This is a genomic window from Gilvimarinus sp. 1_MG-2023 (genome assembly GCF_030548285.1).
This window is the reverse complement of the sequence record NZ_JAUOSC010001519.1, coordinates 1-244: the sequence shown is the minus strand read 5'-3', so window position 1 is coordinate 244 and position 244 is coordinate 1. Positions and strand designations below refer to the sequence as shown.

Annotated in this window: 1 protein-coding gene; it reads right to left on the bottom strand. The window is 58.2% G+C overall.

Annotated features, from left to right (window positions below):
- The coding region (locus Q4563_RS21905) for an amidohydrolase family protein (RefSeq protein ID WP_303606040.1) at nt 1-244 on the bottom strand (244 nt) is incomplete at both ends.

Below are 244 nucleotides of genomic sequence, written 5' to 3'. Positions count from 1 at the left end.
GGACACAGCTGACGCCAGGGGCCAGAAAGCCCAGATCGAACAGACGTTCGATAGGGCGCTTGCCGTATTTTTCCAGGCTGTCTTGCACCTCAAAGGCGGTTTCATGCAAATGGATCTGTACCGGTAGCTGCAGCTCATCAGCCATGGCGCGTACCTGGCGCAAAGGAGCATCGGAGACGGTGTAGGGGGCATGAGGTCCGAGTCCCAATGTCAGCAGGTCGTGCTGTTGGCACTGGGTATGGAC